Source organism: Zarconia sp., from assembly GCF_057467645.1.
In genome coordinates this window covers 30,878-47,724 of record NZ_JBRJXU010000102.1, presented here as the reverse complement: position 1 = coordinate 47,724, position 16,847 = coordinate 30,878, and the positions used below count along the sequence as shown (strand labels likewise).

Annotated in this window: 7 protein-coding genes and 1 pseudogene; 6 read left to right on the top strand and 2 right to left on the bottom strand. The window is 49.4% G+C overall.

The window, feature by feature from the left end; translation table 11 throughout:
- The first annotated feature begins 212 nt into the window (after nucleotides 1-212).
- The 4 genes and pseudogenes from AC2215_RS15290 to AC2215_RS15275 all read left to right on the top strand — a co-directional run bounded on the left by AC2215_RS15290 (nucleotide 213) and on the right by AC2215_RS15275 (nucleotide 7,794).
- On the top strand, nucleotides 213-1,196 hold the full coding sequence (locus tag AC2215_RS15290; protein WP_486810879.1) for a DnaJ C-terminal domain-containing protein: 984 nt from the start codon (nucleotides 213-215) through the stop codon (nucleotides 1,194-1,196).
- A 583-nt stretch (nucleotides 1,197-1,779) separates the two neighbouring features.
- Nucleotides 1,780-4,359, top strand: a complete 2,580-nt coding sequence (locus AC2215_RS15285) for a two-partner secretion domain-containing protein (RefSeq protein ID WP_486810878.1) — start codon at nucleotides 1,780-1,782, stop codon at nucleotides 4,357-4,359.
- Between the two features lie 141 nt (nucleotides 4,360-4,500).
- Nucleotides 4,501-4,884, top strand: a pseudogene (locus AC2215_RS15280) (two-partner secretion domain-containing protein); the annotation flags it as partial.
- A 324-nt stretch (nucleotides 4,885-5,208) separates the two neighbouring features.
- Nucleotides 5,209-7,794: a two-partner secretion domain-containing protein gene (locus AC2215_RS15275; RefSeq protein ID WP_486810877.1), complete on the top strand. Its 2,586-nt coding sequence runs from the start codon at nucleotides 5,209-5,211 to the stop codon at nucleotides 7,792-7,794.
- A gap of 232 nt (nucleotides 7,795-8,026) precedes the next feature.
- Here the strand turns inward: AC2215_RS15275 and AC2215_RS15270 are convergent, their stop codons facing one another.
- Together AC2215_RS15270 and AC2215_RS15265 are read right to left on the bottom strand one after the other, a co-directional pair.
- Nucleotides 8,027-9,811, bottom strand: coding sequence for a sensor histidine kinase (locus tag AC2215_RS15270; RefSeq protein ID WP_486810876.1), 1,785 nt, complete (start codon nucleotides 9,809-9,811; stop codon nucleotides 8,027-8,029).
- A 201-nt stretch (nucleotides 9,812-10,012) separates the two neighbouring features.
- Nucleotides 10,013-10,906: a PhnD/SsuA/transferrin family substrate-binding protein gene (locus tag AC2215_RS15265; RefSeq protein ID WP_486810875.1), complete on the bottom strand. Its 894-nt coding sequence runs from the start codon at nucleotides 10,904-10,906 to the stop codon at nucleotides 10,013-10,015.
- Nucleotides 10,907-11,622: 716 nt separating this feature from the next.
- On the opposite strand from AC2215_RS15265, the gene AC2215_RS15260 reads away from it, so the two are divergent.
- Together AC2215_RS15260 and AC2215_RS15255 are read left to right on the top strand one after the other, a co-directional pair.
- Entirely contained in the window at nucleotides 11,623-14,208 is a 2,586-nt protein-coding gene (locus AC2215_RS15260) for a two-partner secretion domain-containing protein (protein ID WP_486810874.1), read from the top strand.
- 135 nt (nucleotides 14,209-14,343) lie between these two features.
- On the top strand, nucleotides 14,344-16,842 hold the full coding sequence (locus AC2215_RS15255; RefSeq protein ID WP_486810873.1) for a two-partner secretion domain-containing protein: 2,499 nt from the start codon (nucleotides 14,344-14,346) through the stop codon (nucleotides 16,840-16,842).
- The last annotated feature ends 5 nt before the right edge of the window (nucleotides 16,843-16,847 follow it).

Sequence of the window (16,847 nt, the reverse complement as noted above, 5' to 3'; positions counted from 1 at the left end):
CGGTCGTTGGGCTCAAAGTTGCAGGTGGCGTAAAAAAGGAAATGGCGATCGCTTGATGGGAGCGATCGCGGCCAAAATCGATCGTCCCAACCCCAGGCGAGATCGCCTCTGTTGCATTTGTGGTTTTGCGCCGATCGACGAGATCGTGGCAAAATCGACAAGCGCGCGGGTGTTGCAAGCAATTTGCCCTTGACGGGTCGAACGGAATTACCATGCAGAATGTTCGGGATTACTACCAACTGTTGGGGATTGCCCCCACCGCAACGGGAAATGAAATCAAACAAGCCTATCGCCGATTGGCGCGAAAATACCATCCCGACCTAAATCCGGGAGATAAAGCCGCCGAGGATAAATTTAAAGACATCGGCGAAGCCTACGAAATTCTCTCCGATCCCAGTCGCCGGCAAGAGTACGATCGCTTCAGCCAATTTTGGCAGCAAAAGAAAGCCGGACGCACCCCCAGCAAGCGCAACCGGACGAACGTTCCCCGTCAAAGCCCCGCCACCGGACGAGATTTCGATCGATACCCCACCTTCGAGAGTTTCCTCGACGATTTGCTCAACCGAGGGGCAACCCCCACCCGCAATAGTCCCCCACCGCCTCCGGGTTCGCGCATCGACTCCCCCGGTGCGTTTCGCCCCAAAACGACGAAAACCGCCTATACAGTTTCGGCGAACAATACCCCGCGTGATATCGAAGCCCGTTTGACCCTACCATTGGAAAAAGCCTATCGAGGGGGACCAGAACGCATTCGCCTCGAAGACGGACGCTCGATCGAAGTGAATATGCCCGGTGGTATCGTCGACGGTCAGCGGTTGCGCCTGAAAGGCAGAGGAACCAACGGCGGCGATCTCTATCTCAAAATTACCGTTCCCCCCCACCGGTTTTTCAAAGTGGAAGGAACCGATATCTTTTGCCAGTTGCCCCTGACTCCCAGCGAGGGAGTACTCGGCGGTCGGGTGGAAGTGCCAACCCTCGACGGGTTGGTGAAAATGACGCTACCCCAAGGTCTCAAATCCGGTCAGCGATTGCGGCTGTCGGGGAAAGGATATCCGACCCCTCGGGGCGATCGCGGCGACCAGTTCGTGGAGGTGCAAATCGCCTTACCTCAGAACTTGAGCGATCGAGAACGGGAACTTTACGAGCAATTGCGCCGCATCGAAACCTTCAATCCCCGTCAGAATTTGCCCCGGTGAGCTTGTTTGTGCAAACGGCGTTCGTCGCAAGGTTTTGGTCAAAGGCCAATTGCTTAACGCCCATCTATAGCAACCGCCAGACCAATTAGGACATCGTGAGGATGAGCAGGCAATCGCGGTGGGAGTGGGGGGAGCAGGGGGAGAAAGACCACGGGTTAATTATCAAAGTGTCCTAACTGACTCGAGTTTAGACAAAATCTCGATCGAACCGGCGACAAGCCTGACGGGGTCAGCGTTTTAGTTTTTCGATCGTTCCCTCACTCGTTCAACGCTCAAATCGTTTCGGGATAAGGGTTTGAGCGTTTGAGCGATTAAATTTGTCTAAACTCCAATAACTGAAGTGGCAACGGCTATAGAATCCGACTCCGTTTCTCAAACATCTGCTCGGATCGAGTCTCATGTAGGATGAGGTGCGATGTGGAAGATAATTTAAATATCGATAAAATCTCGAGTTTTTGGTTGGGTATCGCCTCGATGGCAATATCCCCTTGACCTCGGGCGCGAGAAGATCCCACGCTGAGTTCGCCAATCGAAACTCTCCCAATTTCTAACCCCATCAACTCACATTAACTCAGAAGCATTTATGAAACCAGCTAACTCTTCCCATGGGCTAGTTTCTGCTGCCGTTTGTGCTTTAGCAATCGTCACCGCACCTGCTGATGCGCAGATTACTCCCGATGCCACCCTACCCAATAATTCAGTGGTTCTTCCCAACGGCAACATCCTGATCATTGAAGGAGGAACGATCGCCGGAACCAATCTTTTCCACAGTTTTCAAGACTTTTCTATCCCCACGGGAGGAGAAGCTTTCTTCAATAATGCTCTCACCATCGACAATATCATTACCCGCATCACTGGAGGCAACTTTTCCGATATCGACGGATTAATTCGCGCCAATGGGACGGCGAACCTGTTTTTAATTAACCCTCACGGCATTCAATTCGGACCCAACGCCAGTTTAGACATTGGTGGTTCGTTTTTGGGAAGCACCGCAGAGAGTGTGGTGTTTGACAATAACGCAGAATTCAGTGCCACCGATACCAGTACGACATCATTACTGAGCATTAACGTTCCCATCGGCTTGCAATTTGGTTCGACAGCCCAACCCATTGTGACTCGATCCCAAGTCAGCGATCCAGTTGCTGAATCGATCGTCGGGTTACAAGTCGAAGCCGGACAAACCATTGCCTTCGTGGGAGGAAATTTAGACTTTCCTGGGGGAAGTTTAACGGCGTCTGCGGGTCGCATTGAACTCGGAAGCGTTGCTGCTAATAGTTCAGTTAATATCGTACCGATTGAATCGGGTTGGACGTTAAACTACCAAGAGGTCAGTGCATTTCAAGACATTAATTTAACCGACAGCGCTTTTCTCGATACTAGTGGGAATAGCGGTGGAAATATTGAGATTCAAGCAAGGCGAGTCAGTGTTACGCAAGGTTCGGGAATTTTGGCGAATACCTCTGGTAATGAATCCGGGGGGATTTTAAGAATTCGTGCGACAGAATTGGTAGAAGTGAGTTATATCAGGGAAGCCATTGATAATAATGATTTTCGCACAAATCGTCCTTCTTTTAGTCAACTATCAACACGAACCTTTGGTAGTGCTAGAGGTAACGATCTAATTGTAGAAACGCCAGATTTTACGCTGTCAGGATTTGCCTTTATTTCTGCGAGTACGATTGGCGAAGGAGATGCAGGTAATGTCAGTTTTGATGTGGATAATTTCCGAGTTTTAGATGGGGGACAATTTGGTGCCGCCGTTGCTAATTTTGGAAATGGTAGCAATGTAACAATTACAGCACAAACAGTGGAAATTATGGGTTCTAGACCTTCTGATGGATCGGAAGAGATCGGCTTTAGTGGTGTCTTTGTTAATCCTCAACCCGGAAGTACGGGTAATGGGGGAAATTTACTCATTGAAACTGGAATCTTGCAGATTGCTGACGGTGGAACAATTACGGCTTCAACTTTAGGCGCTGGAGATGGGGGAAATATAACAGTTCGGGCTACAGAAATAGAGGTGAGTGATGCTTTAGTCGATCTCAATAGTTCAATTAGCGGTTTAACAGTGGGTGTGGATGTCGGTGCAACGGGAAATGGAGGTAATCTCACCGTTAATGCAGAACGTTTGCGGATTTTTGATGGAGGACAGGTTACTGCTTTTGCCCTAGGAGATGGTAATGCTGGAGATATAACTTTGCAAGTGAATGAAATTGATGTCAGTGGTATTTCTGAAGATGGTCGATTTCCGAGCCGAATTGCTGCTTTTTCGGAAACGGATTTTGCTGCCGGGACGATCGATATTGATGCCGATACTCTCACTATGCGTAATGGGGGAGAAATTAGCGTCAGCAATTCGGGTTTCGGCAGTGCGGGGAACCTGAACGTGGATGCCAACTCCATCTTCCTCGATACCAACGCGAGCCTCAACGCCGACTTGCAAGCAGGAACCCAAGGAAACATTACCCTCAATATCGCCGATTTGCGCCTGCGTCGGGGCAGTAACATCACCACCAATGCTACGGGAGATGCCATCGGAGGGAATATCAATCTCAATACCGAAACTCTGGTGGCATTGGAAAACAGCGATATCAGTGCCAACGCCGAACAAAGCTTTGGCGGACAGGTGAATATTGCGGCCGATGGCATCTTCGGCACTCAGTTCCGAGATGCACCCACCCCCGAGAGCGATATTACCGCCACCTCAGCATTGGGAGCAGAATTTAGCGGTATCGTACAAATCCAAACTCCCGATGTAGATGCAGCGTCGGGACTCGTTGCTTTGGATGGCGACACCCTCAACCCCAATACCCAAGTCAGCAATCGCTGTGAGATCGCCACCCGCAGTCGGTTTGCTATCACTGGCAATGGCGGACTTCCCGAAGACCCCACCCAACCTATACAATCGCGGACGGTATGGCGAGATACTCGTTTGGGAGAAATCCAAAGCCGCCTGACTCCCAGTCCAACGGCAGCCGAACCGGAGGAATCCGCACCACCCCCTGTGCCGTTGGTAGAAGCAACCGGATGGAGAACCAACGATCGCGGTCAAATCGAGCTAATCGTCGCATCGGGCAACCCAGATCGATCTCCCTGGCAACCTCATCTAGAGTGCGACTCCGTTTCTCAAACATCTAGTCCGATCGAGTCCTCTGTACGATGAGGCACCATTTGGAAGACAATTGAAATATTGAAAGCTGTTTGTTGGGTGTAAGGGCGATGCACCGTCCCTGTGATTCCAATGCGAGAAGATCGCCCCGATCGTTCCTAACCGGAGTCCACTCAATTCAACTCAGGAATATTCATGAACCCAGCCAAATCTCCCCCTTGGCTAATTTCTGCTGCCACGTTTGCATTTGGCTCGATCGCCCCACCCGCCTGGACGCAGATTACCCCCGATGCAACTTTGCCGAACAATTCAATTGTCCTTCTCAACGGTAACGTCTTCACAATCGAGGGGGGGACTGAAGCTGGCACAAACCTCTTCCACAGCTTTCAAGACTTTTCCATTCCCACGGGAAGCGAAGCTTTTTTCAACAATGCTCTGAGTCTCGAAAACATCATCACCCGCGTCACTGGAGATAATCTCTCCGACATCGATGGGTTGATTCGTGCAAACGGAACCGCTAACCTATTTCTGATTAACCCCAACGGTATCGAATTCGGACCGAACGCACGACTGGATATTAGGGCCACTGCACCGTTAGTGGAAGCCACGGCATGGAGAAGGAATAGTCGCGGTCAAATCGAGTTAATCGTGGCATCGAGCAACCCAGATCGATCTCCCTGGCAACCTCATCCAGAATGCGATCGGGTCTTCCAAGAATCCGCTCGTCTCGAGTCTTGGGAAGGATGAGTTGAATGGGGAAGATAATTGAAATATCGAGTTTCTATGTGGGGGTAAGGGCGATCGCGACTTCCCCTTAACTCCGATGCGAGAACATCATCTGTTCGCCAGCCGCCACCCACCCGATTCCACACCCCGTTAACTCAATTTCACTCAGGAGCATTCATGAACCCCGCCAACCCTCGTTCTTGGTTAGTATCTGCTGCCGTTGTGGCTTTGGGATCGATCGCCGCACCCGCCTGGGCACAGATTACCCCCGATGCAACCCTGCCGAACAATTCAATTGTCCTTCCCAACGGTAATGTCTTAACAATCGAGGGGGGGACTGAAGCTGGCACAAACCTCTTCCACAGCTTTCAAGACTTCTCAATTCCCACGGGAGGTGAAGCCTTTTTTAATAATGCCACCAATATCACTAGCATTTTTAGCCGCGTGACCGGGGGAAACATTTCTGAAATCGATGGAACTCTTCGTGCCAATGGTGCGGCTAATTTATTCTTGATGAATCCCTCGGGAATTATATTTGGCGAAAATGCATCTTTAGAGATTGGCGGGTCGTTGTTTGCCACGACTGCCCAGAGCATTATTTTTAATGATGGCATTGAGTTTAGGGCCAACCCAGCCAATGCAACGCCATTATTAACCATGAACGTTCCAGTGGGGTTGCAAATGGGGAGCACTCCAGGAGATATTACCGTCAGGGGCAACGGACACAACCAAACGTATCCTCAAGACCGTACGATTCCCTTCGATCGCACTAACAGCACTCGAGGACTGGAAGTGGCTTCGGGACAAACGCTTGGTTTGGTGGGGGGAAATATTTTTCTCGATCGTGGTGTATTAACTGCCCCAAGCGGTCGGATCGAACTAGGAGCCGTTGGAGGCAATCGCAACGTCGGAGTGAATCTCAACCCCACAGCCAGCGGTTGGCACTTCGGGTATGAAGGGATTACGAATTTTGGCAATATCGAGCTGAAGGAGCGATCGCTCGTCGATGCCAGTGGCACCGGTAGCGGTCGGATTCGACTGCAAGGCTCGCGAGTCGAACTGCTCGATGCTTCGACGCTTTTAATTCAAAATCTGGGGACCCTCAGCGGCGGTAGGATTCAAGTGAATGCCACTGAGGCACTGGAGATCGCGGGAAGCAGCCTCGGAGGAGTTGCGATTAGTGACATCCGCAGTGAGACCTTGGGTAATGGCAACAGTGCAAATATTGCCATTGACACTCAACAGTTAACCCTCGGCGATGGTGCAGTCGTCGGAGCGAGGACGTTTAGTTCCGCTGCTGGAGGTAACATCGATGTTATCGCTCGAGAGCGGATCGAGCTGAGTGGTTTTGCTCCGGGTAATCCGACCTTCAGTAGCTTTATCGCTACAGCAACCGTTGGGATGACTGGTGATGCTGGAAATGTATCGATTTCGACCGGGCAACTGCGTTTTTCAGATGGAAGTGGTATTTCATCCGTGAGTGTTGGAATGGGGGCCGGAGGAGATGTGACGATTCGGGCAACGGAGTCTGTGGAATTACTCGGACTCAATCCATTGACATTCACCGCATCAAATCTCGGTGTATTTGCCATTGGTTCGGGTGATGCCGGACGTTTAACCATCGATACAGCAAGAGTAACGATCGCCAATGGTGCTGGGATTTCCTCCTCAACTCTCGCCAGCGGTGCAGCTGGGGATATCGCCATTAATGCCTCGGAATTTGTCGAAGTTAACGGTCAATTTCCCACAGATACTGTCATGCTTCCCAGCCAAATCTCTGCATCGAGCGAGCTGACCGATCCGACCATCCGTCAAGCTTTTGGATTACCCCCAGTCCCTACGGGAGAGTCGGGAAATTTGCGCATTAATACTCCCGCTTTGCGCGTCCTCAATGGTGCAACGGTTTCGGTGCGCAATGATGGAACCAGTGGAAATGCCGGTAGCTTAGAGATTCAGGCCGATTCCGTCCTCCTCGAAGATCGAGGTAGTTTGACGGCTTTTGCTAGGGATGGGGGAGGAGGCGATATCGTCTTAGAAACCCAAACCTTGAACGCTCGCAACGGGGGACAAATTAATGCTTCGACTCAATCGGGCGAGGGGGGCAACATCGAGTTACAAGTCCCCGATTTGCAATTGGGCAACGGTAGCTTCATCTCCACGGAAGCTGGAGGAACCGGAAGTGGGGGTAACGTGACTCTCGACACTGACACGATCGCTCTGCTCGAAAATAGCAGCATTACAGCGAATGCTTTTGAAGGGGCCGGAGGCAACATCCAAATTACCACCCTCGGGCTTTTCGTTACCCCCAATAGCCGGATTACTGCCAGTTCTGAGCTGGGTGTAGATGGAAGCGTCAGTATTAACAACCCCATCATCGATCCGGCTTCGGGACTGGTTGCATTGGATGGAGATACTCTCAATCCCAACACCCAGATTCAAGATAGCTGCGAGATTGCGGTCCGTAGTCGGTTTGCTATCACTGGCAGTGGCGGACTTCCCGAAGACCCCACCCAAAACTTCCTCGGACGAACGGTGTGGCGGGATACTCGTTTGGGGGAAATCCAAAGCAACCTGACTCCCAATCCTGCACAAACCACACCCGAGGCATCGACTACACCCCCGACCCCCTTAGTGGAAGCCACGGGATGGAGAACAAATAGTCGCGGTCAAATTGAGTTAATCGTCGCATCGGGCAACCTATCCCAATCTCCCTGGCAACCTCATCTAGAATGTGATTCGTCCCCTCACAACGGGCGATTGTAATCGACACAGAATCCCATCGGGCAGTCAGTCTTCTAAGTTATATCAAGTTCGGTTAAACACTTATAATTCCTCGTGAGGTGAGCAGGCAATCGCTGGGGGAGAGAATTTCCAGAAGTTTCAGAAGATCGGGCTTAACTATAACGAATTATCCGCACTTGAGATCGCACAAGGGATAGAATTTTGGCGTGAGAGGAAGAGTCGCTTAATTGTAATGAATTATCCGCACTTAATATTAGTGGGTTTGCTCAATGGGAATCTCGATCGTAAATTCGGTTCCTCGTCCAAGTTCTGAGGAAACGTCTATCTTTCCTTTATGTTTTTCAACGATAATCTGATAACTAATGGATAAACCCAAGCCCGTTCCTTTGCCCACGGGCTTGGTTGTAAAAAAAGGGTCGAATAACTTACGTTGAATGTCCGGCGGGATGCCAATTCCATTGTCTCTAATTTTGACCTGAACTTGGTGAGATGCGATCGTCTTCGTTTGAATGATAATCTGGTGGGTTGCATTCGTTCTTTCGAGTAGAGCATCAATGGCATTGCTCAGAATATTCATAAAAACTTGATTGAGCTGAGCGGGATAACAGTCTACTAAGGGAAGACTTCCATATTCTTTAATGATTTTAATACCGAGCTTAAGACGATGATTGAGAATTACGAGAGTATTATCCAATCCTTCATGGAGATCTGATTTTTTCATTTCAGCTTCATCTAATCGAGAAAAATTCCTCAAGGACAAGACAATCGCCTTGATTCGGTCTGTTCCAAATTTCATAGACGAGAGTACTTTGACTAAATCTTCTTGGAGGAATTCGAGATCGATGTCCGCCGTCAATTCTTCTATCTCATGTGTTTTTATTGGATACTCTTTTTGATATAAATTTAATAATTCTAATATGTCTTGAGTGTATTCATTTAAATGACTTAGGTTGCCATAAATAAAGTTCACGGGATTATTAATTTCATGGGCAACACCAGCTACCATCTGACCCAAACCCGACATTTTTTCAGTTTGAATGAGTTGTGTTTGGGTTTGTTTAAGGTCTTGGAGTGTCGCTTGTAGTTCTTGAGTTCGTTCTTCGACCCGCTGCTCTAATAGTTGCCGAGCATCTTCTAGTTCGCAAGTATACTTCCCTGTCCATTGAATGAGCTGGTTCAGGGAAGTTGCTAACACGCCAACTTCGTCATGAGTGGTCACCTGTGCTTGCAGGTTAAAGTTAGATTCTTGAGTGACTTCCCGAGCCACGTTGGTGACTGTGACGATCGGATTTGCGATCGCTCGACTCGTCCAAATTGCTAACAGCGTGGCGATTGTTACAGAAAAAACCATACTCGTCAGAATTATCTGCTGCCGTAGCGCATGAGCTTGACTCAGTTGTTGGTTAGCTTGCGCTTGTTGTTGTTCGGCAGTCTGAATCGTGCGAGTTAAGTCTTCTGAGAGTTTCTCGAACCGATCCCGAATTTCAATTGCCTCGTCTCCAGCGATCGCGACTAGAATCTGTTGCTGTGCTTTTGGTATTCGATCGGGTGTTAATTGTAGAGGCTCAATGTTTTGCCAGATTGATTCAATAAACAGAGCATATCGATCGAGTATCTGATTATAGTTCGTCACTAATTCATTAATTTCTAGAATATCAATATCTAAATTTTTTTTGTGTTTATATTCAAAATGTTTTAGCTTTAATAAAATTTCTTCAATCTGATTTAAGTCAATCTTGAATTTGCTAACTTTATACTGAAACCAGATCGAATCATCGATTACAGAAAATAGCTGTTGAGGATGAGAGCGAAGTTTTAAGATAGAATTATCTAATTGATGTAAAATATGTTTCTGAGTCTCGGCAAAATTTAGTTGTTTTTGAGCTTTATCTTGGTAGCGATCGCCAATGATTAGTCCAATGCTTGTTCCCAAGACAGCCACACCAATTGCTAAAGAATAGCCGTAGCCTATCTTTTGGGAGATACTGCCAATTTTTAAGTCTATTCCCCATTTTGAAAAAAGTCGTTGGGGTTTCACGAAAAATATACCTTCTTTATTTTTGTTGATTTACCCTTTTTAGAGTTATTTTAAATTTAAAAAAATGCAATTACTTCAACTTTAGCTCGATTAATTATATATAAATAGTTATACAAAAAATTTTAATACAGAGTAGCTATAGTCAAAATCTTATTACATATTACATTACAGAAATCTTAGCTAATGCTGAATTCAAAAATTTTATTGAATGGCTTTATCTTGTCCGATCGCTTTATAAACTTGGCGAATCATGTCATAATCTGAATCTTTAGCACCTAGGAATTCAGATTCTTGGTATTTAAAATTAGAGGGTGAAGCCAAAATCGCCGCGACTAACTCATCTTTGTTTTGCAACATTCGCGATCGAATTTCATCCAAAATCGCCGGTTCGAGATTGAACTTCGCCACAAATACATCATTCGGTAAAGGAGAGCCTTGGGCAACGATGGGAAACTCACGTTCAGACCAGCCGGTCTCCTTGAAAAACTTTTGATGGCGGGACTTAGAATCTCCCCAAGCATCAATCTCTCCATTTTTTAAGGCTTGCAAACCACGATCTTGAACCATGAGCGTTTTAAAGTCCGATTTAGGATCTAATCCAGCATCGATTAGAAGTTTTGTGGAACCCAGATGAGAGGCGGTTGCACCTTCCGTTCGCATCCCAATGGTTTTACCTTTCAACTGTGCTAGAGATTCAATTCCACTGTCAGCCCGGACGCGGATTACGGTATAGTAGCTGGGTCGCTCCAGAGCGATAATAGGAATGACCTTAGCTCTGGCTTGGAGAATGACATATTCCGATGGTCCGGCTAGTGCTAAATCGATCTGATTGGAAAGCAAAGCTGGGGCAGCCGCGATATGATTTTCGACTGGAAAAAACTCAATCTTTGTTTCTAAGACTTTCTCTAAGACTTCTCGAAACTCTCCAAAATCGCGTTGTAAATTTTCGATTCCTTGGACATCAGTTATCGCCAAACTCAACTTTGTTGGCCAATTATTTGCTAAACCTGAGGAGGTGCCTTCGCTTTGGATTTGTGTCGTGGCACAGCTCGATAAAAATAGCAGAGAATACCAGAAGAAATGACGTCGCTTCATATTTATTGACGAAGTTTTCAATAAGGAGTGGATAGCGAGCAGTATGAGAGAAATGAGATCGCTGAGACTCTGGAATCGTAATTATTGACTCTCACCCTGACTAAAGAGTTAAACCCCTAGTTTTTTGTCGATCGGTGGGGGCGTATGAACGCTTACCTGGAGTCGACTCCTTCTGACTTGCATCCGGTACTGCGATCGCTTTTTCATTTAGCTGACATGTTAAATTAGCCAACATGTCAAAACTGAAGCAACAATATATGACCCAAGAAACTGTAGACACTCGTGCCAATAAGATGCGAGTATCTTCAGGATTCTGGGTTTAAGCGATCGCATCATTGCTATGCAAACATAATGCCAACACAGCCAACAGAATAGTGGAGAAATTAAGTCGGGTTGAGAGTTGAATCTCCGTTACATCTCCACTGATATTCAGTATATCCTCAGCACAAGACGCGATCTACGATCCAAGTCACCTCAACCTCAATTGCGTGTATTATCCATCGGTTTCATTCACGATGAGTTGGATTTGGCAGACAATTGAAATATCGAGTTTTTTTGGGTGTGAGACTCGATCTCCCTGGCGGGATACTCGTTTGGGTGTAAAGGCGATCGCGACTTCTCCTTGACTCCGGCGCGAGAAGATCCCGTACTCAGTTCGCTTTCCCAAACGCTCCAAATCCCTAACCCCGTTAACTCAATTCCACTTAGGAGTATTCATGAACTGGGCCAACTCTCCCTTTTGGCTAATCTCTGCTGCCGTTAGTGCATTGGGATCGATCGCCACACCCATAAGCGCGCAGATTACGCCCGATGAGACTCTGCCGAATAATTCAGTAGTTCTGCCCAACGGCAACATCCTCACCATTGAAGGGGGAACGGAAGCGGGAATGAATCTTTTTCACAGCTTCGAGGAATTTTCCATCCCCACGGGGAGCGAAGCCTTCTTCAACAACGCCCTCACCATCGACAACATTATCACCCGCGTCACTGGAGGCAATCTTTCCGACATCAATGGCACCCTTCGTGCCAATGGGACGGCGAACCTATTTCTGATTAATCCTAACGGCATCCAATTTGGACCCAATGCCAGTTTAGAGATTGGTGGTTCGTTTCTCGGGAGTACGGCCGAGAGTTTGCTGTTTGAAGATGGGAGTTTTTACTCGGCTGTAGAAGCGAACACACCCTCCTTACTGAAGGTTAACGTTCCCATCGGGTTACAAATGGGGGTTGCTCCCGGAGCGATCGCCCTACAAGGCACAGGCTATACGATTGCAACAGAATCTCCCTTTATCGTTACCAGTCTCGATGGCTTGCGAGTCAATCCCGAAAATACTCTAGCCTTAGTCGGTGGTGATATCACTTTAGATGGCGCGATCGTGACTGCTAATTCCGGACGAGTTGAATTGGGGAGTCCCCGCGAAGGGATCGTCGGTCTTAATACCACCACCACAGGTTGGAGTTTGAGCTATCAAGAGGTGAATAACTTTGGCCCCATTGACTTACGTTCCCTCTCCTTGGTCGATGCCAGTGGTGAGGGGAGTGGTTCGATTCAAGTCCAAGGAAACAATATTACCCTGCGCGATGGTTCGAGATTCGTGATTCAGAACCAAGGATTGGCATCTGGCGGAACCCTCAGTGTCATCGCCTCTGAATCGATCGAGATCGTCGGAACGAATGCCACGGGCGATATAGGCAGCTTGATTTTAACTGAAACCGTGGGTGCGGGGAATACCGCCAATATTTTCGTTTCCGCTCCCCAAGTTCGGGCTGCTCAGGGGGCAGGCATCACGACGAAAACCTATACTCCCGGACGAGGAGGAGATATCACCATTCACGCACCTGAGTCCTTAGTTTTGAGCGAAGTATCGCCCATCGATCCGAGCAATCAGAGTAATATTGAAACCATCGGTTTCCGTTCGGGAACTGCTGGAAATATCAATATCTCCAGCGGGCAATTAATAATTCGAGGTCAAACGATTAACTCCACCACCTCTGGGAGTGGCAATGGCGGGAACATTTCCGTATCGACCCAACATTTAATGGCCGTTGACGGCGGCAATATCTCGGCAGTCACCTTTGGACTCGGGCAGGGGGGTAAGGTCGAGATCGATGCTCGCTCTATCGATCTGAGCGGTTTTAATTTCGATCGGTTTACCCCCAGTGCCTTGAGCGCATCAACGGTGGGCGCGGGGAATGCCGGTAGCCTAACGGTCAATACGGATCGTTTAAGGATTCGAGACGGCGCTCGGGTGGATTCTGGGACTCTGGCATCTGGAAGTGCGGGTAGTGTCACAGTCAATGCCTCAGATTCGATCGAGGTCACCGGTACAGTTCCTGGTGCGGTCAATCCCAGTTTGATTATCTCCAGTGCCAATATTGTCGATGACTCTTTACAGCAGTTTCTAGGGTTACCTGCTATCCCCAGTGGAGATTCTGGTAATGTGACCGTTCGGACTCCCCGGTTGAGGATCGCGGAAGGCGCTGCTGTAACTGTCAGAAACGATGGTACTGGTAATGCTGGAACTGTGAGGCTGGAAGCAGATTCCATCCAACTCGATCGTCGCAGTGGCATCACCGCCTCCACTCAATCGGGGGAAGGGGGGAATATCTCCTTGATGGTAGCCGATGTACAACTGCGCGATGGGAGCATGGTTTCCGCAGAAGCCGGCAGCTTCGGGAACGGCGGCAACATTACCTTCGAAACCGAGACGATCGCCCTTTTGGAAAATAGCAGCATTAATGCCAACGCCTTTGAAGGAGCCGGAGGCAATATCCAAATTACGACCCGAGGACTGTTCGTTGCCCCCGATAGCTCCATTACCGCCAGTTCCCAATTTGGAGTCGATGGGATCGTCACCGTTAACAACCCGATCGACGATCGCGCTTCTGGGTTTGTAGCATTGGACGGGGACACCCTCGATCGCGATACCCAAGTGCGAAACAGTTGTGCGGCCGCAGTGGGGAATCGCTTCGTTATCGCGGGGAGTGGGGGACTTCCGGAAAACCCCACCGACTTCTTTCGGGGACGAACGGTATGGCGAGATACTCGTTTGGACGAAATCCAAAGCAATTTAACCCCCAATCCCACAGAAGTATTACTCGAAGAATCCGCTACCCCTCCTGTGCCGTTAGTCGAAGCCACGGGATGGAGAACGAACAGTCGCGGTCAAATCGAGTTAATCGTGGCATCGGGCAATCCATCCCATTCATCCTGGCAACCGCACCCAGAATGCGACTCCGTTTCCCAAGAATCCGCGAGTCTCGAGTCCTCTCGTCGAGGGATAAATTTGGAAGATAATTGAAATATCACCTGTTTTTTTGGGTGTGAAATGCGCTCTTCTCCTCCTCTTGACTTCAGTGGGCTAGTATCGATTTTCAAGTTGCTCAACTCTAACCCCCTTAATTCCTAACCCCGTTTACTCACATCAGGAGCATTCATGAAGCAAGCTAACTCTCACTCTTGGCTACTATCTGCTGCCGTTCTCACGTTTGGATCGATCGCCACACCCGCCTCATCACAGATTACTCCCGATACAACCCTGCCCAATAACTCAGTGGTTCTTCCCAATGGCAACGTCATCACCATTGAAGGGGGAACGGAAGCGGGAATGAATCTCTTTCACAGTTTCCAAGACTTTTCCATCCCCACGGGAAACGAAGCTTTTTTCAACAATGCCCTGACTATCGATAACATCATCACCCGCATCACCGGAGGCAACATTTCCGATATCGATGGGTTGATTCGCGCCAATGGTACGGCGAATTTGTTTCTAATCAATCCCAACGGCATCGTATTTGGAGAAAATGCCCGACTCGATATTGGCGGGTCGTTTTTCGGAACGACGGCGGAAAGGATTCACTTTGCCGATGGGACGGAATTTAGCGCCACAGACCCCGCGACACCGGCCTTATTGACCATTAGCGTTCCCATCGGTTTGCAGTTTGGGTCAAATTCCAGTGCAATAACCGTGGGCGGAAACGGCCATCGCCTCATGGGTAGTGCCTTTATCCCGCTCGATCGCAGCAACAATCCCATCGGTTTGCAAGTGAGGGCAGGCAATACCTTAGCCTTGTTGGGCAATGAGGTCAACTTCTCCGGCGGCATTGTTGCCGCCTCCGGAGGAGGACACTTAGAAGTGGGGAGTGTCAGTCAGGGTCGAGTGGCGATCGACCCCACAGAGTTGGGTTGGTTGGGCGATTACTCCGCAGTGCAGCAATTCAACGATATTCATCTGGCGCAACAATCCCTCTTGGACGCGAGCGGCAGCGAGGGATCGATCCAGGTACAAGGGAGGAATATTCACTTCACGGAAGGCTCGGCAGCCGTAATCCAAAACCTGGGCGTCCAACCCTCTGGGGGGATAACCGTCCGGGCAACGGAGTCGCTGAATCTGACGGGCAATAACCCGGATAGGAGTTTGGGGAATCCGATCCAAATCGAAAACTTGGGGAGGGGTCAGACGGGGGATATTACGATCTCCGCCGCCCAACTTTCCCTACGAGATGGAGGACGAATCTGGAGTTCAACCTTTACGGAAGGCCGTGGGGGAAATGTGAGCGTGACGGTTGATGGCGCGATCGAGATCGATGGTGCTGCCCCCGGAAATCCGACGATTACGTCTTCGATCGCGACGACCTCATCGAGCTCGGGTAACGGTGGTAATATGACCGTCTCCGCTGGCACGATCGGCATCCGGAGTTCTGGTTCGATTACCACGCTCGGCTTAGGTTCCGGACAGGTGGGTACACTCCGCGTCGATGCCCAAGACCAGATCGAAATCGCGGGCAACAACCCGATTACCTTAATACCGAGTACTCTCAATGGGGGAGTTATTGGTTCTGGAAATGCCAGTCTTATCTTCATCAATACGTCCAGACTCGTTGTTCGAGACGGTGCTTTACTCGGCTCTAATACCGTTTTTACGGGTTCGGCAGGGAGCGTGACGATTCAGGCTTCGGAATCGATAGAGGTTACAGGTCGAGCCGCCGGGTCGATCGCTCCCAGTCGCATTACCTCAACTGCCGAACGCATCGATCGGGCCACGCAAGTCGCATTTGGTTTTCCACCGATTCCCAGTGGAGATGCCGGTTCTCTCACGATTAACACGCCGTCGTTACAGATTACGGATGGGGCTTTGGTTTCTGTCAAAAATGACGGTCCGGGTCGAGCCGGAGACGTGCAGGTTAATGCCAACTCGCTGGTTCTAGAGAATGAGGGCGCGATCGCAGCATCGACGGCTTCGGGAAATGGAGGCAATCTGGACTTGAACGTGGGAGAACGCCTGCTGATGCGTGGCGATAGCCTGATTTCTGCCACGGCTGCGGGGACGGGGAACGGAGGCAGCATCTCGATCGACTCCGATACCATCGCCCTACTCGAAAATAGCACCATCACTGCCAATGCCTTTGAAGGAAGCGGAGGCAATATCCAAATTACCACCAGCGGTTTGTTCGTGTCTCCCGATAGCCGGATTACCGCCAGTTCTCAGTTTGGTTTGGATGGTACGGTCGCGGTGAATAACCCCATTGTCGATCCGGCTTCGGGATTGGTGGCATTGGATGGCGACACCCTCGATCCCGATACCCAAGTCAGCGATAGCTGCGCGGCAGCAGTGGGGAATCGCTTCGTTCTCATGGGGAGTGGCGGACTACCAGAAGACCCCGCTCAACCCATACAATCGCCAACGGTGTGGCGGGATACTCGTTTGGGAGAAATCCAAAGTCATCTCACTCCCACTCCCACGGAAGCCGAACCCGAAGTATCTTCTGCACCCACTGCGCCATTGGTAGAAGCCACGGGATGGAAAAGAAACGATCGCGGACAAGTTGAGTTAATCGTCGCATCGGGCAACCCATCCCAATCCCCCTGGAAGCCTCACCCAGAATGCGATTCGCTTTCTCAAGAATCCGATGGTCTCGAGTCTTCTGTTCGATGAATGGG

Excerpts from the sequence above, each read along its gene's own strand:
- AC2215_RS15265 (WP_486810875.1), bottom strand. The coding sequence starts at position 10,906 with ATGAAGCGACGTCATTTCTTCTGGTATTCTCTGCTATTTTTATCGAGC.
- AC2215_RS15260 (WP_486810874.1), top strand. The coding sequence starts at position 11,623 with ATGAACTGGGCCAACTCTCCCTTTTGGCTAATCTCTGCTGCCGTTAGT.
- AC2215_RS15255 (WP_486810873.1), top strand. The coding sequence starts at position 14,344 with ATGAAGCAAGCTAACTCTCACTCTTGGCTACTATCTGCTGCCGTTCTC.
- AC2215_RS15290 (WP_486810879.1), top strand. The coding sequence starts at position 213 with ATGCAGAATGTTCGGGATTACTACCAACTGTTGGGGATTGCCCCCACC.
- AC2215_RS15285 (WP_486810878.1), top strand. The coding sequence starts at position 1,780 with ATGAAACCAGCTAACTCTTCCCATGGGCTAGTTTCTGCTGCCGTTTGT.
- AC2215_RS15275 (WP_486810877.1), top strand. The coding sequence starts at position 5,209 with ATGAACCCCGCCAACCCTCGTTCTTGGTTAGTATCTGCTGCCGTTGTG.